This window comes from Pseudomonas sp. LFS044 (genome assembly GCF_047978245.1).
Lineage (GTDB): Bacteria > Pseudomonadota > Gammaproteobacteria > Pseudomonadales > Pseudomonadaceae > Aquipseudomonas.
Map to the genome: position 1 here is coordinate 98,489 of NZ_JBFPFX010000005.1, position 23,385 is coordinate 121,873.

The 23,385-nt window shown below is 64.3% G+C and carries 19 protein-coding genes; 14 read left to right on the forward strand and 5 right to left on the reverse strand.

From position 1 onward, the window contains the following. Window positions 1-34 precede the first annotated feature (34 nt). From ACNQPL_RS05770 to ACNQPL_RS05830, 13 genes are all read left to right on the forward strand, one after another. On the forward strand, window positions 35-1,516 hold the full coding sequence (locus ACNQPL_RS05770; RefSeq protein WP_346615585.1) for a glycosyltransferase family 2 protein: 1,482 nt from the start codon (window positions 35-37) through the stop codon (window positions 1,514-1,516). A gap of 36 nt (window positions 1,517-1,552) precedes the next feature. Next, window positions 1,553-2,719 carry a PilZ domain-containing protein gene (locus ACNQPL_RS05775; protein ID WP_346615586.1) on the forward strand — a complete coding sequence of 389 codons (1,167 nt, stop codon included), beginning with the start codon at window positions 1,553-1,555 and terminating at the stop codon, window positions 2,717-2,719. A 12-nt stretch (window positions 2,720-2,731) separates the two neighbouring features. Continuing rightward, on the forward strand, window positions 2,732-4,198 hold the full coding sequence (gene algK, locus ACNQPL_RS05780) for an alginate biosynthesis TPR repeat lipoprotein AlgK (protein WP_416466182.1): 1,467 nt from the start codon (window positions 2,732-2,734) through the stop codon (window positions 4,196-4,198). Further along, the gene (locus tag ACNQPL_RS05785; RefSeq protein WP_416466183.1) at window positions 4,195-5,673 is read left to right on the forward strand and encodes an alginate export family protein; all 1,479 of its coding nucleotides are present in this window, start codon (window positions 4,195-4,197) and stop codon (window positions 5,671-5,673) included. Before algK ends, ACNQPL_RS05785 begins: the two co-directional genes overlap by 4 nt. 19 nt (window positions 5,674-5,692) lie before the next feature. Beyond that, the gene (gene algG, locus ACNQPL_RS05790; RefSeq protein WP_346615589.1) at window positions 5,693-7,252 is read left to right on the forward strand and encodes a mannuronan 5-epimerase AlgG; all 1,560 of its coding nucleotides are present in this window, start codon (window positions 5,693-5,695) and stop codon (window positions 7,250-7,252) included. Window positions 7,253-7,265: 13 nt separating this feature from the next. Beyond that, entirely contained in the window at window positions 7,266-8,708 is a 1,443-nt protein-coding gene (locus ACNQPL_RS05795) for an alginate O-acetyltransferase (protein WP_416466184.1), read from the forward strand. A gap of 8 nt (window positions 8,709-8,716) precedes the next feature. Beyond that, entirely contained in the window at window positions 8,717-9,820 is a 1,104-nt protein-coding gene (locus tag ACNQPL_RS05800) for a mannuronate-specific alginate lyase (protein ID WP_346615591.1), read from the forward strand. A gap of 191 nt (window positions 9,821-10,011) precedes the next feature. Beyond that, window positions 10,012-11,469: an MBOAT family O-acyltransferase gene (locus ACNQPL_RS05805; RefSeq protein WP_346615592.1), complete on the forward strand. Its 1,458-nt coding sequence runs from the start codon at window positions 10,012-10,014 to the stop codon at window positions 11,467-11,469. Between the two features lie 11 nt (window positions 11,470-11,480). Beyond that, window positions 11,481-12,638 (forward strand): alginate O-acetyltransferase, encoded by a 1,158-nt coding sequence (locus ACNQPL_RS05810; protein ID WP_416466185.1) that lies wholly within the window; start codon window positions 11,481-11,483, stop codon window positions 12,636-12,638. A 21-nt stretch (window positions 12,639-12,659) separates the two neighbouring features. Beyond that, window positions 12,660-13,307 (forward strand): alginate O-acetyltransferase AlgF, encoded by a 648-nt coding sequence (locus ACNQPL_RS05815; RefSeq protein ID WP_346615594.1) that lies wholly within the window; start codon window positions 12,660-12,662, stop codon window positions 13,305-13,307. A gap of 37 nt (window positions 13,308-13,344) precedes the next feature. Next, window positions 13,345-14,799: a mannose-1-phosphate guanylyltransferase/mannose-6-phosphate isomerase gene (locus ACNQPL_RS05820; RefSeq protein WP_346615595.1), complete on the forward strand. Its 1,455-nt coding sequence runs from the start codon at window positions 13,345-13,347 to the stop codon at window positions 14,797-14,799. Between the two features lie 146 nt (window positions 14,800-14,945). After that, the gene (locus ACNQPL_RS05825) at window positions 14,946-15,410 is read left to right on the forward strand and encodes a multidrug transporter (RefSeq protein ID WP_346615596.1); all 465 of its coding nucleotides are present in this window, start codon (window positions 14,946-14,948) and stop codon (window positions 15,408-15,410) included. Between the two features lie 129 nt (window positions 15,411-15,539). After that, a complete protein-coding gene (locus ACNQPL_RS05830) occupies window positions 15,540-16,364 on the forward strand; it encodes an SDR family oxidoreductase (RefSeq protein ID WP_416466186.1) in 825 nt (274 codons plus the stop codon). Window positions 16,365-16,494: 130 nt separating this feature from the next. On the opposite strand, the gene ACNQPL_RS05835 is transcribed toward ACNQPL_RS05830, so the two are convergent. From ACNQPL_RS05835 to ACNQPL_RS05850, 4 genes are all read right to left on the reverse strand, one after another. Further along, window positions 16,495-17,946: an efflux transporter outer membrane subunit gene (locus ACNQPL_RS05835; RefSeq protein ID WP_416466187.1), complete on the reverse strand. Its 1,452-nt coding sequence runs from the start codon at window positions 17,944-17,946 to the stop codon at window positions 16,495-16,497. Next, complete coding sequence (locus ACNQPL_RS05840; protein ID WP_346615599.1) at window positions 17,943-19,004, reverse strand: HlyD family secretion protein; 1,062 nt, start codon at window positions 19,002-19,004, stop codon at window positions 17,943-17,945. Before ACNQPL_RS05840 ends, ACNQPL_RS05835 begins: the two co-directional genes overlap by 4 nt. A gap of 27 nt (window positions 19,005-19,031) precedes the next feature. Then, window positions 19,032-20,573 (reverse strand): MFS transporter, encoded by a 1,542-nt coding sequence (locus tag ACNQPL_RS05845; RefSeq protein WP_416466188.1) that lies wholly within the window; start codon window positions 20,571-20,573, stop codon window positions 19,032-19,034. Between the two features lie 114 nt (window positions 20,574-20,687). Continuing rightward, on the reverse strand, window positions 20,688-21,593 hold the full coding sequence (locus tag ACNQPL_RS05850) for a LysR family transcriptional regulator (protein WP_387525863.1): 906 nt from the start codon (window positions 21,591-21,593) through the stop codon (window positions 20,688-20,690). A gap of 269 nt (window positions 21,594-21,862) precedes the next feature. On the opposite strand from ACNQPL_RS05850, the gene ACNQPL_RS05855 reads away from it, so the two are divergent. Continuing rightward, a complete protein-coding gene (locus tag ACNQPL_RS05855; protein WP_346615602.1) occupies window positions 21,863-22,309 on the forward strand; it encodes a universal stress protein in 447 nt (148 codons plus the stop codon). 209 nt (window positions 22,310-22,518) lie between these two features. Here the strand turns inward: ACNQPL_RS05855 and ACNQPL_RS05860 are convergent, their stop codons facing one another. After that, on the reverse strand, window positions 22,519-23,379 hold the full coding sequence (locus ACNQPL_RS05860) for an efflux RND transporter periplasmic adaptor subunit (RefSeq protein ID WP_416466189.1): 861 nt from the start codon (window positions 23,377-23,379) through the stop codon (window positions 22,519-22,521). Window positions 23,380-23,385 lie beyond the last annotated feature (6 nt).

Consider the following 23,385-nt stretch of genomic DNA (forward strand, 5'->3'; position numbering starts at 1 on the left):
CCCATCCCCCAAGAATTCTCCACGGATGCTGAACATGCAAAGGCTCCAGACAGTGCTGTTGCAGTGCGCCGGTTGGTTGCTCTACATGAGCCTGCTCATGTTGATCGCCCTGGCCCTGCCGGCCGATATCTTCGACTCGCAGTCGAAGCACTTCATCTTCCTGGTCGGCGCAGTCGGCATCTGGCGCTACTCCATGGGCGCCACCCATTTCATTCGCGGCATGATCTTCCTTTACGGTGTCTACCCGTACCTGCGCCGCAAGGTGCAGAAGATGGGCGCGGCAGCCGACCCGTCGCACGTGTACCTGATGGTCACCAGCTTTCGTATCGAAGCGCTGACCACCGCCCAGGTTTACAGCTCGGTAATCCGCGAGGCGATCGACTGCGGCTACCCGACCACCGTGGTCTGCTCGCTGGTTGAGATGTCCGATGAGCTGCTGGTGAAAAGCCTGTGGGCCAAGTACAACCCGCCGGCACACGTCAAACTCGACATCGTGCGCATCGCCGGCACCGGCAAGCGTGACGGCCTGGCCTACGGCTTTCGCGCCATCTCGCGGATGCTGCCGGACGAGAACGCCGTGGTCGCGGTCATCGACGGCGACACCGTGCTGGCCGAAGGCGTGGTCCGCAAGACCGTCCCATGGTTCAAGCTGTACCCCAACGTGGGTGGCCTGACTACCAACGAATTCTGCGAAGTACGCGGCGGCTACATCATGAGCGAGTGGCACAAGCTGCGCTTCGCCCAGCGCCACATCAACATGTGCTCGATGGCACTGAGCAAACGCGTGCTGACCATGACCGGGCGCATGTCGATGTTCCGCGCCAGCGTGGTGACCAACCCCGAGTTCATCGCCGACGTCGAAAGCGACTCGCTGATGCACTGGCGCCTGGGCCGCTTCAAGTTCCTCACCGGTGACGACAAGTCCAGCTGGTTCAGCCTGATGCGCCTGGGCTACGACACCTTCTACGTGCCGGACGCAGCCATCAACACGGTCGAGCACCCGCCGGAAAAAAGCTTCCTCAAGGCCAGCCGCAAGCTGATGTACCGCTGGTACGGCAACAACCTGCGGCAGAACTCCCGCGCGCTCGGCCTGGGCCTGGGGCGCCTGGGGCTGTTCACCAGCATCGTGCTGTTCGACCAGCGTGTATCGATGTGGACCAGCCTGCTGGGCCTGACCGTGGCGGTGATCGCCAGCCTCAAGTTCGGCCTCGGTTTCCTGCTGGTGTACCTGCTGTGGATCGGCATTACCCGCCTGATCCTCACCATCATGCTGCTGTGCTCGGGCCACAACGTCGGCCCGGCCTACCCGCTGATCCTCTATTACAACCAGATCGTCGGCGCAATGATGAAGATCTACGTGTTCTTCCGCCTCGACAAGCAGTCCTGGACCCGCCAGCCCACTGCCCTCAAACGTGATCTCGCCAGTTTTCAACAATGGTTCAACACCTGGTCCTCGCGGACCATGACCTTCTCGGCAGCCAGCATCTTCGTCGCTGTGCTGTTCATGGTCGTGTGAGCCCAACCCGGATCGGATTAACAGGAACAAACCACCATGAATACCGCCGTGAACGTCAATGTCGTGCATGAGTCCGAAGCCCAGCGCCAACACGCCCGGGTGCGCATCCCGGCCAAGCTGCGCTACCTGGATGGCGAACGCCAAACCCATGAGGTCAAGGTCGATGACCTGTCTGCTGGCGGCTTGAGCTTCCATGCCAAGCAGCCGCTGCAGGTCGGCCAGGTGCTGCGCGGGCGCTTGCAGTTCGTGGTCGACAACCTCGGGCTGTCGATGGACATCGAGTTCCAGGTGCGCTCCTGCAACCCGAGCACCGGCCGTACCGGTGCGCAGTTCCAGAACCTAGAACCGCGCGACATCGCTACCCTGCGCCACATCATCACCAGTCACCTGTCGGGTGAACTGATCAGCGTGGGCGATGTGCTCAGCACCCTGCAGCGCGACAACTTCACCAAGGCGCGCAAGCAGAAAGACGGCGGCTCTGGGCTGTCCGCCTTCGGCCGCTTCAAGGCAGTGACCGTTACCCTCGGCGTGTTCGTGGTCGGCGTTGCCGCCTTCGGCTTCGTCGCCAAGTCGCTGTATGGCATGTACTTCATCAGCCATGCCGAGGCCGGCGTGGTCGCAGTACCGACCACCAGCGTCACCATGCCGCGTGACGGCACCGTGAACAGTTTGGTCCAGGCCGGCGGCCAAGTGGTCAAAGGCGCGCCGCTGGCAAGCTTCAGCACCAGCATGCTGGACATGCTCAAAGGCCACCTGGACGACTCGCAGCTGGAGCCGGCCAAGGTCGAGGAACTGTTCGGCAAGCAGCTTTCCGGCACCCTCACCAGCCCATGCGATTGCGTGGTCGCCCGCCAGCTGGTGGACGATGGCCAGTACGCCGCCAAGGGCCAGCCGATCTTCCAGCTGATCCCGCGTACCACCAACCCGATGGTCGAAGCGCGCTTCAGCTACCGCCAGTTCGACGAGGTCAAGCCAGGTACCCGGGTCAACTTCCAGGTGGCCGGCGAAGACGAAGTGCGCACCGGCCAGATCGTCAGCAGCGCCAGCCTCAACAGCGAAGACCTGGCCTCCGACATCCGTGTCCAGATCAAGCCTGACAGCGGCCTGCCAGCAGAACTCGCCGGGCGCCCGGCTTCGGTCAACAGCGACCGCGGCCCATCGCTCAACTGGCTGATCGACAAAGCCGCGGCCCGTGGTCTGTAAGAGGACAAGCCGATGACTAGCAGACAACCCGATACCTGTGGGAGCCGACTTGCCGGCTCCCACAGGGTCCGAGTGAACCTTGGAATGTGCGCCCTGGCTGCAGCCATCACGCTGGCCGGCTGTGCGGGCCTGCCCGACCAGCGCCTGGCCAACGAAGCCCTGAAGCGCGGTGACACGGCGCTGGCCGAGCGCAACTACAAGGCCCTGGCCGACCTGGGCTACAGCGACGCGCAGGTGGGGCTGGCCGATATCAAGGTCTCCACGGGCGACCCAGAGCAGTTCAAGGAAGCCGAGGCGACCTACCGCGCCGCCGCCGCCACCTCTCCCCGTGCCCAGGTGCGCCTTGGTCGCCTGCTGGTGGCCAAGCCCAACAGCACCCAGGCCGAGCGCGAAGAAGCCGAGACATTGCTCAAGCTCGCGGCACAACAGGGCGAACAGAAAACCCTGATCCCACTGGCGATGCTCTACCTGCTGTACCCGCAGAGCTTCCCCAAGGTCAACGCCCAGCAGCAGATCGATCAGTGGCAGGCCGCCGGCTACCCGGAAGCGGGCCTGGCGCAGATCCTGCTGTATCGCACCCAAGGCACGTACGATCAGAACCTCGACAACGTCGAGAAGCTCTGCAAGCAAGCCCTGGACACCATGGACGTGTGCTACGCGGAACTGGCCACCGTCTACCAGAAGCGTGGCCAGGCAGACCAGCAGGCAGCGTTGCTGCAACAGCTGAAATCCGCCTATGCCCGCGGCACCGTACCGGCTACCCGCGTCGACAACGTTGCCCGCGTGCTGGCCGACCGCAGCCTCGGCCAGACCGACGAGAAAACCGCCAAGGCGCTGCTGGAGCAGGTTGCCCCGGCCAACCCGGCTTCCTGGGTAAGCCTGGCGCAGCTGGTCTACGACTTCCCCGAGCTGGGCGACACCGACCAGCTGATGGCCTACATCGACAAGGGCCGCGCAGCCGAACAGCCCCGCGCCGAACTGCTGTTGGGCCGCCTGTATTACGAAGGCAAGACCGTACCGGCCGATGCCGAAAAAGCCCAGCAGCACCTGCAGGCTGCCGCCGACGCCGGCGAAGTCAGCGCCCACTACTACCTCGGCCAGCTGTACCGCCGTGGCTACCTGGGCGAAGTCGAACCCCAGAAGGCTGTGGATCACCTGCTCAGCGCCGCCCGTGGTGGCCAGAACAGCGCCGACTACGCCCTCGCCCAGCTGTTCAGCGAAGGCCACGGCATCCGCCCGCAACCGGGCAACGCCTGGGTGTTCGCGCAACTGTCGCAGGCCAACCCGACGCCACAGTCCGCCGAACTGCTGCAGCAACTCGACCAGCAACTGACGCCTGACCAGCGCAGCCAGGCCCAGAGCCTGTTGGCGCAGGAAAAACAGGCACGCGGCAGCATGGTCCAGGGCGGCACCAGCACCCTGGCCATCGAGGCCTTGCAAGACGACGAAAAAGACGTAGACGGTGAGGACTCGCTATGACGCTCAATCCCTTCGTGAAAGCCGGCATCGGCCTGAGCTTCGCCCTGCTGTGGTCCTGCCCGACCCTGGCCGACATGACGGCGCAGAAAAACTTCGGCCTGGACGTGAAGATCACCGGCCAGTCCGAAGACGATCGCGACCTGGGCACCCGCTCCGGCGGTGACGTCAATGGCCTGGGCCTCGACCTACGTCCGTGGGTGTATGGCGAGCGCGGCAACTGGAGCGCCTACGCCATGGGCCAGGCAGTGGCCGCCACCGACACCATCGAAACCGACACCCTGCGCCAGAACGACGACGGCACCACCACCGACACCGGTGATGACAGCCGCAAGCCAGACAAAAGCTACCTGGCCATGCGCGAGTTCTGGGTTGGCTACAGCGGCCTCACCCAATACCCCGGCGAGCAACTGCGCCTGGGTCGCCAGCGCCTGCGCAGCGACGACGGCATGTGGCGCGACACCAACATCGAAGCACTCAACTGGACCTTCGACACCACCCTGCTCAAGGCCGACCTGGGCGTGGCCCAGCGCTTCAGCGAATACCGCACCGACCTCACCGAACTGGCGCCGGAAGACAAGGACCGCACGCATATCTACGGTAACGTCGCCACGCAATGGACACCCGGCCACTGGGTTGGCGTGCGGGCCCACCACACCCATGACAGCGGCAGCCTGAAGAGCCCGGGCGAGACCATCGATGCGCTCGACAAGACCCGCACCGGCGACCTCACCTGGCTGGGCCTGGAAGCCAACAGCGACGCCTACAACTGGCGCAACGACCACACCGTCAACTACTGGGGCAGCCTGACCTGGCTGACCGGTGACCGCGACAAGCTCAGCAGCCAACAGGTGGGCGACGACCAGGTGGCCACCGGCAAACAGAGCGGCGACGTCAACGCCTGGGCCACCGACCTCGGTATCCGCCTGCGCCTGGACCCCAACTGGCAGGTCGGCGCGGCCTACGCCCGTGGCAGCGGCGGCGGTGGCGACGACGGTTCGAACAACTTCGAGCAGACCGGCCTTGAGAGCAACCGCTCCAACTTCACCGGCACCCGTTCGCGCGTGCACCGCTTCGGCGAAGCCTTCCGTGGCGAGCTGGGCAACCTGCAGGCCGCCACCCTGTTCGCCTCCTGGCAGCTGCGCGACGACTACGACGCCAGCTTCATCTACCACAAGTTCTGGCGTGTCGACGGCTCGCAGAACATCGGCTCCAGCGGCATCAACGCGGCGGTCAACGACAACGGCGTGAGCCGCCCGCTGATCAACGGCGAAAAAGACCTCGGCCAGGAAATGGACGTGGTCGTCACCAAGTACTTCAAGCAAGGCCTGCTGCCAGCCTCGATGAGCCAGGCGATCGACGAGCCGTCCGCGCTGGTGCGCCTGCGCGCCGGTGTGTTCAAGCCGGGCGATGCCTATGGCAAGGAAGCGGATTCGTACATGCACCGTGCCTTCGTCGACGTTATCTGGCGCTTCTAAGGCCGGGAGAGGACCTGCAATGAACCTTCACCCGCACATCCGTCACAGCCTCCTGGCCAGCGCACTGCTGTTGGCCTCGGGCCTCGCCGTCGCCGCAGAACCTGCGGTTGTCGCCAAGGAACTGCAGCAGGCCAAGACCTACACCGTGGCCAGCGCGCCGATCGAGCCGCTGCACATGGATCCGCCCAAGCTGCCCGACCTCAGCGGCTACACCGCTGAGGCCGTGCAGAAGAAGATCGACCGCCGCCACAAGGGCAAGGTCAGCGTGCGCCGCATGCTGCAGGAAGAGTCGCTGAAGGAGTTCATCGGCGGTGACAACAAGGCCGCCGAGTGGGTGCAGCGCCAGCATGGCATTCCCCAGGCGATCTTCGTCGACGACGGCCATGTCGACCTGGTGGAACTGAGCAAGAAGGTGCCCAAGCAGTACCTCAGCGAAGTCGAGCCGGGCGTGTACCTGGCGCGCCTGCCGATCGTGGTCGGGCAGAAGGGCATCCTCGAGATCGACGGCAAGGTCAAGCAACTGCGCCTGTCGCAGGAAGGCGGCGCGTTCCTGGTCAACGACGGCAAGTTGTTCGTCACTGACACCCAGGTCACCGGCTGGCGCGAAAAGGACAAAGGGCCGGCGACCTTCCGCTCGCCCCAGGAATTCCGCCCGTTCCTGCTGTCGTGGGGCGGCACCGAGACTTACATCGTCAATACCAGGATGGCCAGCTTCGGCTATGCCAAGTCCAAGTCTTACGGCGTGAGCATCTCGCAGTACACGCCGAACATGGCCAAGCGCATGGGCCGCCCGGAACCCACCGGCTGGATCATCGGCTCGGAATTCAGCGACATGTGGTACGGCTTCTACTGCTACGAGACGCAGGACTTCGTGGTCAAGGACAACACCTACCGCGACAACATCGTCTACGGCATCGACCCGCATGACCGTTCGCACCGCCTGATCATCGCCGGCAACACGGTGTACGGCACCAAGAAAAAGCACGGGATCATCGTCTCGCGTGAGGTCAACGACAGCTGGATCATCAACAACAAGAGCTACGACAACAAGCTCTCCGGCGTGGTGATCGACCGTAACAGCGTGAACAACCTGATCGCCTACAACGAGATCTACCGCAACCACACCGACGGCATCACCTTGTACGAAAGCGGCGACAACCTGATCTGGGGCAACAAGCTGATCAACAACCGCCGCCACGGCATCCGGGTGCGCAACAGCGTGAACATCCGCCTGTACGAAAACGTTGCCATGGCCAACGGCCTGGTGGGTGTGTACGGGCACATCAAGGACCTGTCGGATACCGACCGCGACATCGACCTCGACCCGTTCGACACCAAGGTCTCGCTGATCGTGGTCGGCGGCGAACTGGCGGCCAACGGCTCCGGGCCCCTGTCCATCGACTCGCCGCTGTCGGTCGAGCTGTACAACGTCTCCATGCTCGCCCCGCGCAAAGCCAACGGCATCAGCCTCAACGGCATCCTCGGCGAGCGCCAGGACGAAATCCTCGACCTGCTGGTGCGCCAGCAGAAGGCCGTGCTGATCGACCCGGTCGAACGCCAGACCGAAATGATCGATTAAGGAAGCCCAGACCATGACCCCACACCTGATCAAACTGCTGGGCCTGTCCGCCGCCCTTCTGGCCATCAGCCAGGGCGTACGCGCCGACGAAGTGAAGGCCCCGACCTTCACCGCCGAGCCCTGCTGCCAGCTGTGCCCCGAGGCGCATGACGCCAGCCGCTACACCACGCGTTACCAGCAGAACTTCACCACGCTGGTGCAGGCCCAGGGCGACTGGCTGTTCCGTACCCGCGAAGACCTGCGCACCGAGTTCAACACCACCCCGGCCGGCTACAAACGCCTGCAGCAAGTGCACGACGCGTTCAAGAAGCGCGGCGTGGAACTGGTCGTGGTCTACCAGCCGACCCGTGGCCTGGTGAACCGCAACATGCTCAAGCCGGCCGAAAAAGCCGCGTTCGATTACCAGAAGGCACTGGGCAACTACCAGGCCATGCTCAAGCGCTTCGCCAGCATGGGCTACAACGTGCCCGACCTGTCGCCGCTGACCAACGAGCAGTTGGCCGCCGCCGACCAGGGCAAGGACTTCTACTTCCGTGGCGACCAGCACTGGACGCCATACGGTGCCGAACGTGCCGCCAGGATCGTGGCCGATACCGTGCACAAGATGCCGGCCTTCGAGGGCATCCCGCGCAAGGAATTCGAAACCCAGAAGTCCGGGCGCATGGGCAAGACCGGCACCCTGCACAACGTTGCCGGGCAGCTGTGCGGCACCAGCTACGCGGTGCAGTACATGGACCAGTTCGCCACCGAGCCGAAAGGCTCGAGCGGCGGTGGCGACGACCTGTTCGGTGACGGCGGCAACGCGCAGATCACCCTGGTCGGCACCAGCCACAGCGGCAAGAACTACAACTTCTCGGGTTTCCTGGAGCAGTACATCGGTGCCGACGTGCTCAACGTCGCCTTCCCCGGTGGCGGCCTGGAGGGCTCGATGATCCAGTACCTGGGCAGCGAAGAGTTCCAGAACAACCCGCCGAAGATCCTCATCTGGGAATTCTCGCCGCTGTATCGCCTGGACCAGGAAACCATCTGGCGGCAGATCCTCGGCCTGCTCGACGATGGCTGTGACGCGCGCCCGGCACTGATGAGCGCCAGCAGCACCCTCAAGCCCGGCAAGAACGAGCTGATGGTCAACGGCAAGGGCGGCGTGATCAAAGACCTGATCAACCGCAACCTGCAGATGGACATCAAGTTCGAAGACCCGTCGGTGAAGGTGCTGCAGGCGACCCTCTGGTACCTCAACGGCCGCCACGAGGACATCAAGCTGGAGAAGCCGGAAACCTCCGACACCGACGGCCGCTTCGTCTTCCAGATGCGTGAAGACGAGGACTGGGCGAGCCAGAACCTGCTGGCACTGGAAGTCCAGGGGCCGGAAAAAGGCACCCAGAAAGTCGAAGCCAAGCTCTGCAAACGCAACAACTTCGCCGTGCCCGCGCACACCGCGCAAGCCGGCCAGTGAGGCGACCCATGACCATGCTCAAGCGAACCTTCAGCCCCGCCCTGCTCACGCTGGCCCTGTTTGGCGGTGCCGCGCATGCTGCGCTGGTACCACCCCAGGGTTACTACGAGGGGATCGAAAAGCTCAAGACCAGCGACGGCAACTTCCGTTGCGAAGCGCCGCCCAAGCCGTATACCGGCGCGCTGCAGTTCCGCAGCAAGTACGAAGGCTCGGACAAGGCCCGGGCCACCCTGAACCTGGACTCGGAACAGGCCTTCCGCGACTCCACCAAGGACATCACCACCCTTGAGCGCGGCGTCGCCAAGATGGTCAACCAGTACATGCGTGACGGCCGCCCGGCGCAGCTCGACTGCACCCTGACCTGGCTGGGCACCTGGGCACGCGCCGATGCGCTGATGTCGACCAACTACAACCACACCGGCAAGTCCATGCGCAAATGGGCGCTGGGCAGCATGAGTGGTTCGTGGTTGCGCCTGAAATTCTCCAACTCGCAGCCGCTGGCCGCGCACCAGGCCGAGGCCGAGCTGGTCGAGAAATGGTTCGCCCGCCTCGCCGAGCAAACCGTGCGCGACTGGAGCAACCTGCCGCTGGCCAAGATCAACAACCACAGCTATTGGGCGGCCTGGTCGGTGATGGCCACCGCCGTGGCCACCGACCGCCGCGACCTGTTCGACTGGGCGGTGAAGGAATACAAAGTCGGCGCCAACCAGATCGACGACCAAGGCTTCCTGCCCAACGAAATCAAGCGCAAGCAACGCGCCCTGGCCTACCACAACTACGCCCTGCCGCCGCTGGCGATGATCGCAAGCTTTGCCAAGGCCAATGACGTGGACCTGCGCAGCGAAAACAACTTCGCCTTGCAGCGCCTGGGCGAAGGCGTGCTGTACGGCGCGCGCGACCCACGCTACTTCGCTGAACGCGCCGGTGAAAAACAGGACATGAAAGACCTCAAGGTCGACAGCAAGTACGCCTGGCTCGAGCCCTGGTGCGCGCTGTACCAGTGCGTCGGCGACACGCTGCAGCGCAAGCACGGGATGCAGCCGTTCGACAGCTTCAGGCTGGGCGGCAACCTGACCCGGGTCTACGACCCGAGCGCGGCTTCGAAGAAATAACGCAAAACCCTGTGGGAGCCGGCTTGCCGGCGATGGGCCGCGAAGCGGCCCCTGACTACCGCTGGGCAAGGCTGTCGCCTTGCATCGCCGGCAAGCCAGCTCCTACAGGGATCTAGGTAGCCCGCCACATTTGCGTGGGGGGTTTGGGGGGCGCTTTGCCCTGGATGCTGTGAACCATTAGGAGAACCGGGATGGTCTTCTCGTCCAACGTGTTCCTGTTCCTGTTCTTGCCGATATTTCTCGGCCTGTACTACCTGAGCGGGCAACGCTATCGCAACCTGCTGCTGCTGGTCGCCAGCTACATCTTCTACGCCTGGTGGCGGGTGGACTTCCTCGCCCTGTTCGCCGGCGTGACCCTGTGGAACTACTGGATCGGCCTCAAAGTTGGCGCCGCCGGGGTGCGCACCAAGCCCGCCCAGCGCTGGCTGCTGCTCGGCGTGGGCGTGGACCTGGCGATCCTCGGCTACTTCAAGTACGCCAACTTCGGCATCGACAGCCTCAACGCGATCATCACCTCGTTCGGGCTTGAGCCGTTCATCCTCACCCACGTGCTGCTGCCGATCGGTATCTCGTTCTACATCTTCGAGTCGATCAGCTACATCATCGACGTGTACCGCGGCGATACCCCGGCCACCCGCAACCTGATCGACTTCGCGGCGTTCGTGGCGATCTTCCCGCACCTGATCGCCGGCCCCGTGCTGCGCTTCAAAGACCTGGTCGACCAGTTCAACAACCGCACCCACACCCTGGACAAGTTCTCCGAAGGCTGCACCCGCTTCATGCAGGGCTTCATCAAGAAGGTGTTCATCGCCGACACCCTGGCGGTGGTTGCCGACCATTGCTTCGCCCTGCAGAACCCGACCACCGGTGACGCCTGGCTCGGCGCCCTGGCCTACACCGCGCAGCTGTACTTCGACTTCTCCGGCTACAGCGACATGGCCATCGGCCTGGGCCTGATGATGGGCTTCCGCTTCATGGAGAACTTCAAGCAGCCGTACATCAGCCAGTCGATCACCGAGTTCTGGCGCCGCTGGCACATCAGCCTTTCCACCTGGTTGCGCGACTACCTGTACATCACCCTGGGCGGCAACCGCAAAGGCACCTTCAACACCTACCGCAACCTGTTCCTGACCATGCTGCTGGGCGGGTTGTGGCACGGCGCCAACTTCACCTACATCATCTGGGGCGCCTGGCACGGCATGTGGCTGGCCATCGAGCGTGCGCTGGGCCTGGATACCAACCCGCAGCGCTTCAACCCGGTCAAATGGGCCTTCACCTTCCTGCTCGTAGTCGTCGGCTGGGTGATCTTCCGCGCCGAGAACCTGCACGTGGCCGGGCGCATGTACGGCGCCATGTTCAGCTTCGGCGAATGGCAGCTGTCGGAGCTCAACCGCGCCCAGCTCACCGGCCTGCAGGTGGCCACCCTGGTGATCGCCTACATCACCCTGGCGTTCTTTGGCCTGCGCGACTTCTACCGCAATGCCAAGCCGACCCCCAAGGCGACCCCGGTGCAGATCAACGCCGACGGCTCGATTGGCCTGGACTGGACCCGGGTAATGACCCGCGCCCTGATCCTGCTGCTGTTCGTGGCCTCGATCCTCAAGCTTTCGGCGCAGAGCTACTCGCCGTTCCTTTACTTCCAGTTCTGAGGTTGATGACCATGACCCGGACATTACGTATCACCTATTCCCTGTCGTTCCTCGGGCTGCTGGTGGGCATGGGCGCCTGGTCCACAGGTGGCCTGCAAAGCTTCCAGCGCACCGAGCAGATGACCGTGCTCAACGGCAAGCTGGCCAAGGCCGCCGAGACCCACTACGACGCTGAATTCCCGATCAAGCGCCTGGGCACCAACCTCTGGGCCGCGCTGGACTTCAAGCTGTTCAACGAAGGCCGCCCGGGCGTTGTGCTGGGCCGCGAGCAGTGGCTGTTCAGCGATGAGGAATTCAAGCCCACCGCCGGTGCCGACCAGCTGATGCAGGAAAACCTGGCGCTGATCCGTGGCGTGCGCGACACCCTGCAGCAGCACGGCAGCCAGCTGGTGCTGGCGATCGTGCCGGCGAAGGCGCGGGTCTACTCGGAGTACGTTGGCAAAGAGCTGCCGGCCAGCCTGCATGACGACCTGTACAACCAGTTCCATGCCCAGGCCCGTCAGGCCAACGTGTTCGCCCCCGACCTGATGGCAACGATGGAGCAGGCCAAGTCCCGTGGCCAGGTGTTCCTGCGCACCGATACCCACTGGACGCCGATGGGCGCCGAAGTCGCCGCACAGGCGTTGGCCGAGGCGGTCAGCCGCCAGAGCCTGCTCAATGGCGACCCTCAGGCCTTCATCACCGAGGCCGGCGACACCGCGCCGTACAAGGGCGACCTGACCAACTTCCTGCCGCTCGACCCGCTGTTCAGCAACCTGCTGCCGACGCCGGACAACCTGCAGCAACGCACCACGCGCCCCGCCGAAACCGAAGGCGAGGCAGGCGATGCGCTGTTTGCCGACAGCCAGATCCCGGTCGCACTGGTGGGCACCAGCTACAGCGCCAACCCGCACTGGAACTTCCTCGGCGCGCTGCAGCAGGCCCTGCACAGCGACGTCGCCAACTACGCCGAAGACGGCCATGGCCCGCTGCTGCCCATGCTCAAGTACCTGCAAAGCGATGCTTTCAAAAATGCCGCACCACAGGTGGTGGTGTGGGAATTCCCCGAACGTTATCTGCCAATGAAAAACGACCTCAGCAGCTTCGATCCGCAGTGGATCGCGCAGTTGAAGAACTCCCGTAAATCCGAAGAAAACCTGGCCTTGTCGTCCACCCGGACGAACCACTGAACGATAGAGAGGAACACGCACATGACTACCAAAACTTCCATTGCCAAAGCCCTCACCCTCGCGGCCGGCCTTTCCCTTGCTTCGATGCAGGCCTTCGCCGGCGCCGATGCCGCGCTGTATGGCCCGACCGCGCCGAAAGGCTCGACCTTCGTGCGCCTGTACAACGCCGCCAGCGCACCGGCCGCCGCCTCGGTTGGCAACACCCAGATCAAGCAGGTCGGCGCCCAGGCCAGCAGCGACTTCAGCTTCCTGCCAGGGGGTGACTACACCGCTCAGGTGGGCGGCAAGAGCGTGCCGGTGAAGCTGGCCTCGGACAAGTACTACACCCTGGTCAACAGCGCCAGCGGCAACCCACAACTGATCGAAGAGCCACCGTTCAAGAACAAACAGAAAGCCCTGGTGCGCGTGCAGAACCTCAGCGACCAGTCGCTGACCCTGAAGACCGCCGACGGCAAGACCGAAGTGGTCACCCCGGTAGCCGCCAAAGGCCGTGGCGAGCGTGAGATCAACCCGGTCAAGGTCAACCTGGCCCTGTTTGCTGGCGACAAGAAAGTCAGCGACGTCAAACCCGTCGCTCTGGAGCGCGGCGAAGCTGCCGTGCTGTACGTCACCGGTTCCGGCAGCAGCCTGTCGCCGGTCTGGGTTACCCGCCCAGTGTCCACCAACTGATCCCCTGCCTCGTTAACGACCTTATTGGAGAAACAACATGATCCCGGTAATTCTTTCTGGTGGTAGCGGTTCCCGTCTGTGGCCTCTGTCGCGCAAGCAGTTCCCCAAGCAGTTCCTGGCGCTGACCGGTGAACACACGCTGTTCCAGCAGACCATCGAGCGCCTGGTGTTCGAAGGCATGGACGCACCCATCGTGGTCTGCAACAAGGACCACAAGTTCATCGTCCAGGAGCAGTTGGCCGCGCTGAAGCTCGAAACCCAGGGCATCCTGATGGAGCCCTTCGGCCGCAACACCGCACCTGCCGTGGCGCTGACGGCCATGAAGCTGGTCAACGAAGGCCGCGATGACTTGATGCTGGTGCTGCCGGCCGACCACGTGATCGACGACCAGAAAGCCCTGCAGCGCGCCCTGGCCCTGGCCACCGTGGCCGCAGAACGTGGCGAGATGGTGCTGTTCGGCGTGCCGGCGACCAAGCCTGAAACCGGCTATGGCTACATCCGCTCCAGCCAGGACGCCCTGCTGCCCGAAGGCGTGGCGCGGGTCGCGCAGTTTGTCGAGAAGCCCGATGAAAAACGCGCTGCCGAGTTCGTCGCCGCCGGTGGCTACTTCTGGAACAGCGGCATGTTCCTGTTCCGCGCCAGCCGCTTCCTCGAAGAGCTGAAAAAACACGACGCCGACATCTACGACACCTGCGTGCTGGCCCTGGAGCGCAGTGACGAAGACGGCGATGTGCTGAGCATCGACGAAGCCACCTTCGCCTGCTGCCCGGACAACTCCATCGACTACGCGGTGATGGAAAAGACCCAGCGCGCCTGCGTGGTGCCGATGTCGGCTGGCTGGAGCGACGTGGGTTGCTGGTCGTCGCTGTGGGAAGTACACGAGAAGGACGCCCAGGGCAACGTCACCAAGGGTGATGTGGTGGTGCAGGACAGCCGCAACTGCATGATCCATGGCAACGGCAAGCTGGTGTCGGTGATCGGCCTGGAGAACATCGTCGTGGTCGAGACCAAGGACGCGATGATGATTGCCCACAAGGACAAGGTCCAGGGCGTCAAGCAGATGGTCAAGACCCTCGACGAGCAAGGCCGCAGCGAAACCCAGAACCACTTGGAAGTGTATCGCCCGTGGGGCTCGTACGACTCGGTGGACATGGGCGGCCGCTTCCAGGTCAAGCACATCACCGTCAAGCCGGGCGCCAGCCTGTCGCTGCAGATGCACCACCACCGAGCCGAGCACTGGATCGTGGTGTCCGGCACGGCCGAGGTGACCTGCGACGAGAATGTGTTCCTGCTTACCGAGAACCAGTCGACCTACATCCCGATCGCCTCGGTCCACCGCCTGCGCAACCCGGGCAAGATCCCGCTGGAAATCATCGAAGTGCAGTCCGGCAGCTACCTGGGCGAAGACGATATCGAGCGCTTCGAGGACGTGTATGGGCGTACCTCCATGCCGGCTGAGCGTGGCGTGTCGGTGAAGACTATCGCGCAGTAAGGCTCGAACCGTAAGCTACAAGCGGTAAATAAAAGCGGGCTGGCGGTGTACCTACTCATGTGGGTGCAGCGCCGGTCCGCTTTTTTCTTGTGCCTTGAAGCTTGCCGCTCCAAGATGCCTGGAGACTCGAAAGGGATTCGGACAACATGATCATCGGCGCCTTCCTCATCCTCACCTGGCTGGTCCTGCTCCTGCGGTACCCGGCCAAGGCCCTGCCGATTTCACTGGCCGCTGTCTGCGGCCTGGGGTTGGTAGCACTGTTCGTGGCCTGGCAAGACAACCGCGAAGCCACGCAACTGGCACGCCTGGACTTGCGCCTGAGCTACGCCCCCGAACAATGCCCTGCCGACCGCGCCCTGCAAGTGCACATGAAGAACGGCAACAAGGTCCCGCTGACCGAGCTGCGCTGGCGGGTGGGTGCTTATGCGCCGGGCGATAGCGTCAACCTCGCCGAGAATACCTACAGTGCACCGCGCTATCGTGGGCCGGGCGATCTTCAGCCGGGGGCCGAGTGGAAGGACTGCTTGCCACTGCCGCCGCTGCGCTCGGGCTACCGGCCGCAGACACTGGAGTTTCGTGCCGAGCACCTGCAAGGTACATTTGCCAACTAATCAACTGCCTGTACCGGCCTCTCGCGGGCAAGCCCGCTCCTACAAGCACCCGCTGTCCTGTAGGAGCGGGCTTGCCCGCGATGAGGCCAGTACAGTCAACACCAGCCTCCCCTGATAACAGGCGTAACCATGCCCACCGTCCTCATCACCGGTTGTTCCAGCGGCATCGGCCGCGCCCTGGCCGACGCTTTCCGCGACGCCGGCCACGAAGTCTGGGCCACTGCCCGCAAAGCTGAAGATGTCGAGCACCTGGCCGCCGCCGGCTTCACCGCCCGGCAACTGGACGTCAATGACGGCGAGGCCCTCACCCGCCTGGCCGAGGAGCTGCAAGCCCACCACGGGCGCCTCGACATACTGGTCAACAATGCTGGCTACGGCGCCATGGGCCCGCTGCTCGACGGCGGCGTGGATGCCATGCGCCAACAGTTCGAAACCAACGTTTTCGCGGTGATTGGCGTCACCCGCGCGCTGTTCCCGCTGCTGCGTCGCGCGCGTGGGCTAGTGGTGAACATCGGCAGCGTTTCCGGGGTGCTGGTAACGCCGTTCGCCGGTGCCTACTGCGCCTCCAAGGCCGCCGTCAACGCACTGAGCGATGCCCTGCGCCTGGAACTGGCGCCCTTCGGCATTCAGGTGATGGAAGTGCAACCCGGGGCCATTGCCTCGCAATTCGCCAGCAATGCCCAGCGCCAGGCTGAACTGGTGCTGGCGGCGGATTCACCGTGGTGGCCGCTGCGCGAGTACGTCCAGGCACGCGCCCGAGCATCGCAGGACCGGCCAACGCCGGCTGCGGTGTTTGCCCAAGGCGTGCTGGCGGCAGTCGGCAAGTCGCCGGTACCGGGGGTGGTGCGGTTGGGGAATGGCAGTACGGCGTTGCCGCTGATGGCGCGGCTACTGCCTCGGCGGTTGCTGGATTGGGCACTGCGCAAGCGCTTCGGCCTGCTGCGCCCGCTCTGAACATTCGGCTGCCTGTACCGGCACTATCGCCGGCAAGCCAGCTCCCACAGGTATAGCGCTGTGCCTAAGGTCTGCACTGCACCTGTGGGAGCTGGCTTGCCGGCGATGGGCCGCAAAGCGGCCCCTGCCTTTAGGCTTTCTTCGCAGGCTGCTCGTCAAACGCCTGCCAGCCGCCCCCCAAGGCCTTGTACAGCCCCACCAACGCCTGGGAAACCGCCGCCGAGCTGTCGATCCACTGTTCTTCGCTGGCCAGTAACGCACCCTGCACCGTCAGCACATTGAGAAAGTCCACCGCGCCTTCCACATACTGGCGCTGCGCAGTCTCCAGGGCAATGCGGTTCTGCCGCACTGCCTCGGCCAGATGATCGCGGCGCAGCTGGCTGGCGTTGTACAGGCGCAGCACATCGTCGATCTCATGCCAGGCGCCGAGCACCACCTTGCGGTAGTTGAGCGCGGCTTCCTGCTGCTGTGCTTCACGCAGCTGCAGTGTGCCCTTGAGCCGGCCACCCTCGAAAATCGGCAACGACAACTGCGGGCCGAAGGCGAAGCGACGCGAGTCCCAACCCCCGAAGTCGGACAGTTGCATGGCCTGGAAACCGACACTGCCGGACAGGCGAATGCTCGGGTAGAAGTCTGCCTTGGCCACGCCGATGCTGGCCGTGGCAGCATGCAGGCGCGCCTCGGCCTGGCGGATATCCGGGCGGCGTTCGGCCAGTTCGGACGGCAGGCCGATCGCGAACTGCTGCTGCGGCGCAGGCAATTCACCGCCCTCCAGCAATTGCGCCTGCAGGCTGCGGGGCGGTTCGGCGGCCAACAGGCTGAGGGCGTTGATCAGGTCATCGCGCCGCGCTTCCAGGCTCGGCAGGCGGGCTTCGATCGAGGCGACCTGGGCGCTGGCCTGGGCCACGTCAAGGCGGGTAGCGACACCTTCAGCCTGGCGGTCCTGGGACAGCTTCAGGCTGTGCTGGGCCACCTTGAGGTTGTCGCGGGTGACATCCAGCGTGTGCTGCACGGCGCGCAACTGGATGTAGTTGCCAGCCGTTTCCGACAACAGTGCCAGCAGCACGCCGCGCCGATCGTTCTCGGCGACTTCCACCGAGGCATCCGCTGCTTCTACCTGGCGCCGCACACGGCCCCAGAGGTCCAGCTCCCAACCTGCGACCAGGTCGCCCTGCCAGAGGTTGAACGCCGACTTGCCGGCATGGCCCGAGGGGTCGCTCAGGCCTTCGGCGCTGTTGCGCGCGCGGCTGTAGCCGGCGTTCACATCCACCGAAGGTGATTCGTCGGCCGCCACCGTGCTGCGCAGTGCGCGGCTTTGCAGCAAGCGTGCGCTGGCGATCTGCAAATCGAGGTTGCGCTCGGCAACCTGTTGGATCAGCGCACTCAGGCGGGCATCGTGAAACGTCTCCCACCAGCGCAGCTCCAGCGGTTCGGCCTGCGGCTGGCTTGCCGCCGCCTGGCCTTGCAACGGCGCCCATTGCTGTGGCGCCTGGCTGTCGGGGCGCTGGAAATCCGGCCCCAGGGTGCAGCCAGCCATCAACAAGGCCAGCAGCAAGGGGCTCAAGCGTAATGCGGGTTTCATCGTGCACTCACCTCTTTGCCGGCGAGCTTGTCGCCGTGGGTGTCGATGGTCGCTTCGACCGACATGCCCACACGCAAGCGTGCGAGCAGCGGCTGGCCGTCATCGAAGACGATCTTGACCGGAATGCGCTGCACCACCTTGGTGAAATTGCCGGTGGCGTTGTCGGGTTTGACGGCGGCGAAGGTCACGCCGGTGGCCGGGGCGATGCTTTCGACATGCCCTTTCAGCGTTTCGCCAGAGAAAGTATCGACGCTGATGCTGACCGGCTGGCCGGGCTGCACATGGGTCAGCTGGGTTTCCTGGAAGTTACCGACCACATAGGCGTGCTGCAACGGCACCACCGACAACAGGCGCGCCCCCGGGTTGACGAAAGCACCCACGCGCAGTGCGCGCTCGCCGACCATGCCGTCCACCGGTGCGGTGATGCGGGTGTAGGAAAGGTCGAGCTGGGCTTTTTCAACACCCGCTTCAGCGCGTTTCAACTGGCCATCAGCACTGGCCACCTGGGCGCTGAGGATGTCCACTTGTTTACGCGTGGCCACCAGCGCCGCCTGGGTGTTGGCCAGGCGTGCACGGGCCTGGTCTACCCGGCTGCGCGCTTGCTGGGCGTTCTGCACGGTGCCTGCACCCTGCTCGGCGAGGCGGCTGTAGCGGTTGACCTCATGGTCGGCGAACGACGCTTCAGCCTGGGCCGCCTTCACCGCCGCCTCGGCCTGGGCAATCAGCGCCGCCTGGCGTTCAAGGGTGGCCCGGGCATCGGCGCTCTGCGCCTTGGCCACCAGCAGCTGGGCCTGGGCAGCATCAAGGGCGGCCTGGTAGTCACGGGCATCGATGGTCGCCAGCAACTGGCCGGCCTGCACCTGCTGGTTGTCTTCGACCAGCACTTCCTTGATGAAGCCGGCGACCTTGGGCGCGACCACGGTGTAGTCGGCGATCACATAGGCGTCGTTGGTACGCTGGCGGTGATCACTGCCGAACAGCCAGGGGCCGACGATGCCGGCCAGCACAGCCACGGCGAGCACCGAGCCGATCAAAAGGGTTTTGCGGTTGTTGGTCATGTTCAGTGTCTCGAATTCATCCAGGGTTCAGGCCACCGCGCGCGGCGGATAGACCCGGGTAGGCACGAAAGGAATCAGGCAGATCAGCGCCACGGCGATGCACGCCATGACCAGGTACAGGTCGGCCGAGGTCAGCACCAGCGCCTGGTCATGCATGCGCTTGGCCAGGCCCGCCGTGTTGTCGTCGATCAGCGGGGCATTGCCCAGGCTGTCCACCAGGTGGTTGGAATGGAAGTGCCGGCGCAGCGTGCCAACGGCGTCCAGCAGCCCACCAGCGATCACAGCGGCCAGGCCTTTGACGGTGTTGAACCAGCTGGAGGCGAACGGCCCTTCCTGCGGCGTCATGCCGTTGGTGGACAGCATCAGCAGCGGCAGCACCGCCATCGGCTGGCCGAACACCTGCAACAGGTAGAACGGGTAAAAGTCGCCGCGGATCCATTCAGAAGTCAGCAGGCTGCTGCCGACGCACGACACCGCCAGCATCGCCAGGCCCGTGGCCAGCACCCAGCGGCAGTCCACCGCGCGGATGTTGCACAGCGCCGCCGTGAGCGGCAGGGCAATGAGTTGCGGCATGGCCACCAGCATCATCAGCGGGCTGGTTTGCGCCGGGCGATAGCCTTGGATTTGCGCAAGGTACGCCGAAGGAATGCTGCTCACCCCGGACAACACGATCAGTACGCCGGCCAAGGTCACCAGGGCAAAGCTCAGGTTGCGCCGCGACAGCATGCGCAGCTGGAAGAACGGCAGCGGCTCGGACCATTCGTTGTACATGAACAGCACCAGCAGCAGCAGGCCCCCGCCGAGCAGCCAGCAGATCAGTGGCGAGTCGAACCAGCCCCAGCGGTCACCCAACGACAGGCCCAGCACGATACAACTGATCGCTGGCAGGCCGAGCACTACACCTCGCCAGTCGAACTGCTTGAAGCGCTCCAGGCGCAGCGGGTCCTGCGGCAGGCCCCAGCCGACACAGAACAAGGCCAGCGCCGAGGGCAGGATGATCTGCCAGAACGCCCATTGCCAGCCGACGTATTCGGTCCACAGCCCCGCCAGTGGCGTGCCGAGGTTGGGGCCGAAAGTGGCAGTCAGGGCGTAGCAGGCCAGGCCATACACCTTGATCCCCGGCGGCAAAAAGCGCAGGGCCACGCTCATCAGCATCGGCGGCAAGGCCCCCGAGGCAAAGCCCTGCAGCACCCGCAGCAGCATCAGGCTGTGCAGGTCAGGGGCGAACGGTTGCAACAGGCCGAGTACGGCGAACAGGGCGATGGCGCTCATGGTGAAGCGCCGCAGCGAGAAGGTGGTGGCCAGCCAGGGCGCAAAGGCCATGGCCGAGACCGAGGCGGCGCTGTACACCGCCAGCAACCAGGCGCCTTCGTCGGCACCGATGCCCATGGCACCGCGGATATCGGCGAGGGAAATCTTGGTGACCGACTCATTGAGGCCTGCACAGAGTACGGCCAGCAACACACCGAATAGCCCGACCACCACCTGCAGGCCAAACGCCGTCTGCGCAGGCGCGGCCGGCGCGGGGGCGGCGGCCAGCGCAGCAGGAGGCGCGGTCAGGGAACTCATGGCAATACATCTCCAGCAACAATTCAGGGCTGGGGCAATTTTAAGAAGGTCGAATGCTGACGAAAACTGACTTGTTGGTAGTTTTATATTGCGCCAGACGCAATCGAGGCGGAATCACGGGTCAATCCGGCCACAGGCTTTCAATGTCTGGCGCAACCAGCGGTGCGCGGGGTCGTTGTCGAAGCGCGGGTGCCAGGCCTGCATCACATTGACCTTTTCCAATGGCACCGGGATCTCGAACGAGCGCAAGGGCAACTTCAACCGCTGCACACTGTTGAGGATATTGGCGGGTATCGGCAGGATCAGGTCCGAATCCGGCAGCGAGAACATCGCCGAGTGGAAGCTGGTGGTGATCAGGGCCACGCGCCGTTCCACCTTGTGGTTGGCCAACGCCACATCGATCGGCCCATTGGCACGGCCGCGTCGTGACACGCTGATCTGCGGGTAGGCGGCGAACCGCTCAGGGGTGATCGGGGCGTCGAAGATCGGGTGCCCCGCACGCGCCAGGCCCACGAAGTAGGTGTTGAACAGGCTCTGCACCTTGATTTCCGGGCCCAGTTCGATGGCCGAGCTGATGATCAGGTCGATGTGACCGTTGCGCAGCACAGCATCATCGTCACCACTGCCCTCCGGCACGAAGCGCAACACCGTGCGCGGCGCCTGGGCGAGCATCATGCGCAGCAACTGAGCGCCGTAGAGGGCAATGAACAGATCATTGGTGCGGATGTTGAAGGCACGGTCCAGGTTGACCAGGTCGACTTCGTCACGGCTGCGGAATACTTGCCCGGCCTGTTCTACCAGCCCATGCACCTGCTCGCGCAAGGCCAACGCCCGCGGTGTCGGCACCAGGCCACGGCCGGCGCGCACCAGGATCGGGTCGCCCAAGGCATCGCGGATACGCCCCAAGGTCCGGCTCATGGCCGCCGGGCTCAGGTTCATGCGTTGTGCCGCGCCCACCACGCTACCCTCGTCGAGCAAGGCATCGAGGGCGACAAGCAGGTTCATGTCCGGGAGTTGCATGGCCGATTTCCGTGGCGGTTGTGGGAATGGCGATATTAACAGGTCGGATGATTGCGCCAGACGCAATGCCGTCGTGCGTGGTGGGGCATTTATCTCGCTAGTTCAATAGGCCATAAGTGATGCAGTGGCTATACCGGCCCTATCGCCGGCAAGCCGGCTCCCACAGGTACGCCACCTGCCCTGAGATCGGTGCATTACCTGTAGGAGCGGGCTTGCCCGCGAAGGGCCAGTGCAGACAACCCACCCGTCAGCTTCAGCAAGGATTCCGCATGCCCAGCCCCGTCCTCATCGCCATCGACGCCTCCCACGCCTGCGCTGCCCTGCTCGCCCTCGCCCGCCGCTACTGCCGCCCCGGCGAGCACGAACTGCATGTGCTGCTGGCCATCGACTCGACTTTCGCCGTGCACGACAAGCCTGCGCCGTACACCGAAGAGGAACTGGAGGAATACCCCGCTGCCTGTGAGGAACAACGGTTGGGCGACAGCGCGGTGGCCGAGGCTGTCGCTTTGCTACAGCAGGCCGGGTTCGCCAGCCAGGGCTGCATGGTTGCCGGGCAGCCGGTCGATGCCATTGTCGCCAAGGCGCAGGCGTTGCAATGCGAGCTGATCATCATGGGCCACCGGCACCTGTCGCGGTTGGGGCGGTTGCTGGACCCGTCGATCAGCGCGAAGGTGATTGACCGGGTGCAGGTGCCGGTGTTGGTGGGGGTGGCTTAGAGGGTTTTTGAACGGGTTGGGGCTGGTGGGTGCATGGCTTGAGGGTTGTGGCGCCCTTGAGATCGAGCGCCGCGCGGGCGGCGCTCGATCTCAAAGGCGCTGAAGATCCCAAGGCAAGCGCTTCGCGCGGGCGGCGCTCGATCTCAAGGGCGCCACACCCCTCACGACATGCTCCGCCAGCCCCAACGCAACCCCAACGCAACCTCAACTCACCCCTCGCCAGGCATCACCACCACCGTACAGGTCGTCCCCGCCGCCAGCAAAAACCCGTCCGGCACTTCATCGATGTGAATTCGCACCGGCACCCGCTGCGCCAACCGCACCCAGTTGAACGTCGGGTTCACATCGGCAATCAACTCGCGGCTTTGCGGGTTGTCGCGGTCGTAGATGCCGCGGGCAATGCTCTCCACGTGCCCCTTGATGCGCTCGCCGCTCATCATCTGCAGCTCGGCCTGGTCACCCACCTTCACGTGGGGCAACTTGGTCTCTTCGAAGAAGCCGTACACCCAGAATGAATGCTCGTCGACCACAGCCATCACCGCTTCACCGGTGCGGGCATAATCGCCCTTGTGGATGTTCAGGTTGGTCACGTAGCCATCGACGGTGGCGACGATATGGGTGCGCTTGAGATTCAGCTCGGCCGCCGCCAGTTCGGCCTGGGCCTGTTGGTAATCGGCCAGCGCAGCGTTGGCGATGTTGCTGGCGTCGTCGCGGTTCTCCTTGGAGATCACCAGGTTGTCCATGTCGGCGCGGCGCCGGGCGTTGACCTTGCGCATTTCCCAGGTGGCCTTGCGCGAGGCGACCAGCGCCTTGGCCTGGTTGACCGCCAATTGGTAATGCTCGGGGTCGATCTGGATCAGCAGGTCGCCCTTCTTCACCCGCTGGTTGTCCTTGACCGGTACGTCCACCACATAACCGGGTACGTCGGCGGCAACGTTGATGATGTCGGCCCGCACCCGGCCGTCACGGGTCCACGGTGTGGTCATGTAATGCAGCCACAACTGGCGGCCGATCACCACGGCAGCGGTCAGCACCAGCAAGGTGGCGATCAGGCTGAAGAACTTTTTCATCGAAGG

Coding starts and splice junctions, on each gene's coding strand:
- ACNQPL_RS05840 (WP_346615599.1), bottom strand. CDS start 19,004: ATGACCAACAACCGCAAAACCCTTTTGATCGGCTCGGTGCTCGCCGTG.
- ACNQPL_RS05835 (WP_416466187.1), bottom strand. CDS start 17,946: ATGAAACCCGCATTACGCTTGAGCCCCTTGCTGCTGGCCTTGTTGATG.
- ACNQPL_RS05855 (WP_346615602.1), top strand. CDS start 21,863: ATGCCCAGCCCCGTCCTCATCGCCATCGACGCCTCCCACGCCTGCGCT.
- ACNQPL_RS05775 (WP_346615586.1), top strand. CDS start 1,553: ATGAATACCGCCGTGAACGTCAATGTCGTGCATGAGTCCGAAGCCCAG.
- ACNQPL_RS05785 (WP_416466183.1), top strand. CDS start 4,195: ATGACGCTCAATCCCTTCGTGAAAGCCGGCATCGGCCTGAGCTTCGCC.
- ACNQPL_RS05820 (WP_346615595.1), top strand. CDS start 13,345: ATGATCCCGGTAATTCTTTCTGGTGGTAGCGGTTCCCGTCTGTGGCCT.
- ACNQPL_RS05795 (WP_416466184.1), top strand. CDS start 7,266: ATGACCCCACACCTGATCAAACTGCTGGGCCTGTCCGCCGCCCTTCTG.
- ACNQPL_RS05830 (WP_416466186.1), top strand. CDS start 15,540: ATGCCCACCGTCCTCATCACCGGTTGTTCCAGCGGCATCGGCCGCGCC.
- ACNQPL_RS05810 (WP_416466185.1), top strand. CDS start 11,481: ATGACCCGGACATTACGTATCACCTATTCCCTGTCGTTCCTCGGGCTG.
- ACNQPL_RS05825 (WP_346615596.1), top strand. CDS start 14,946: ATGATCATCGGCGCCTTCCTCATCCTCACCTGGCTGGTCCTGCTCCTG.
- ACNQPL_RS05805 (WP_346615592.1), top strand. CDS start 10,012: ATGGTCTTCTCGTCCAACGTGTTCCTGTTCCTGTTCTTGCCGATATTT.
- ACNQPL_RS05845 (WP_416466188.1), bottom strand. CDS start 20,573: ATGAGTTCCCTGACCGCGCCTCCTGCTGCGCTGGCCGCCGCCCCCGCG.
- ACNQPL_RS05770 (WP_346615585.1), top strand. CDS start 35: ATGCAAAGGCTCCAGACAGTGCTGTTGCAGTGCGCCGGTTGGTTGCTC.
- algK (WP_416466182.1), top strand. CDS start 2,732: ATGACTAGCAGACAACCCGATACCTGTGGGAGCCGACTTGCCGGCTCC.
- ACNQPL_RS05815 (WP_346615594.1), top strand. CDS start 12,660: ATGACTACCAAAACTTCCATTGCCAAAGCCCTCACCCTCGCGGCCGGC.
- ACNQPL_RS05860 (WP_416466189.1), bottom strand. CDS start 23,379: ATGAAAAAGTTCTTCAGCCTGATCGCCACCTTGCTGGTGCTGACCGCT.
- ACNQPL_RS05800 (WP_346615591.1), top strand. CDS start 8,717: ATGACCATGCTCAAGCGAACCTTCAGCCCCGCCCTGCTCACGCTGGCC.
- algG (WP_346615589.1), top strand. CDS start 5,693: ATGAACCTTCACCCGCACATCCGTCACAGCCTCCTGGCCAGCGCACTG.
- ACNQPL_RS05850 (WP_387525863.1), bottom strand. CDS start 21,593: ATGCAACTCCCGGACATGAACCTGCTTGTCGCCCTCGATGCCTTGCTC.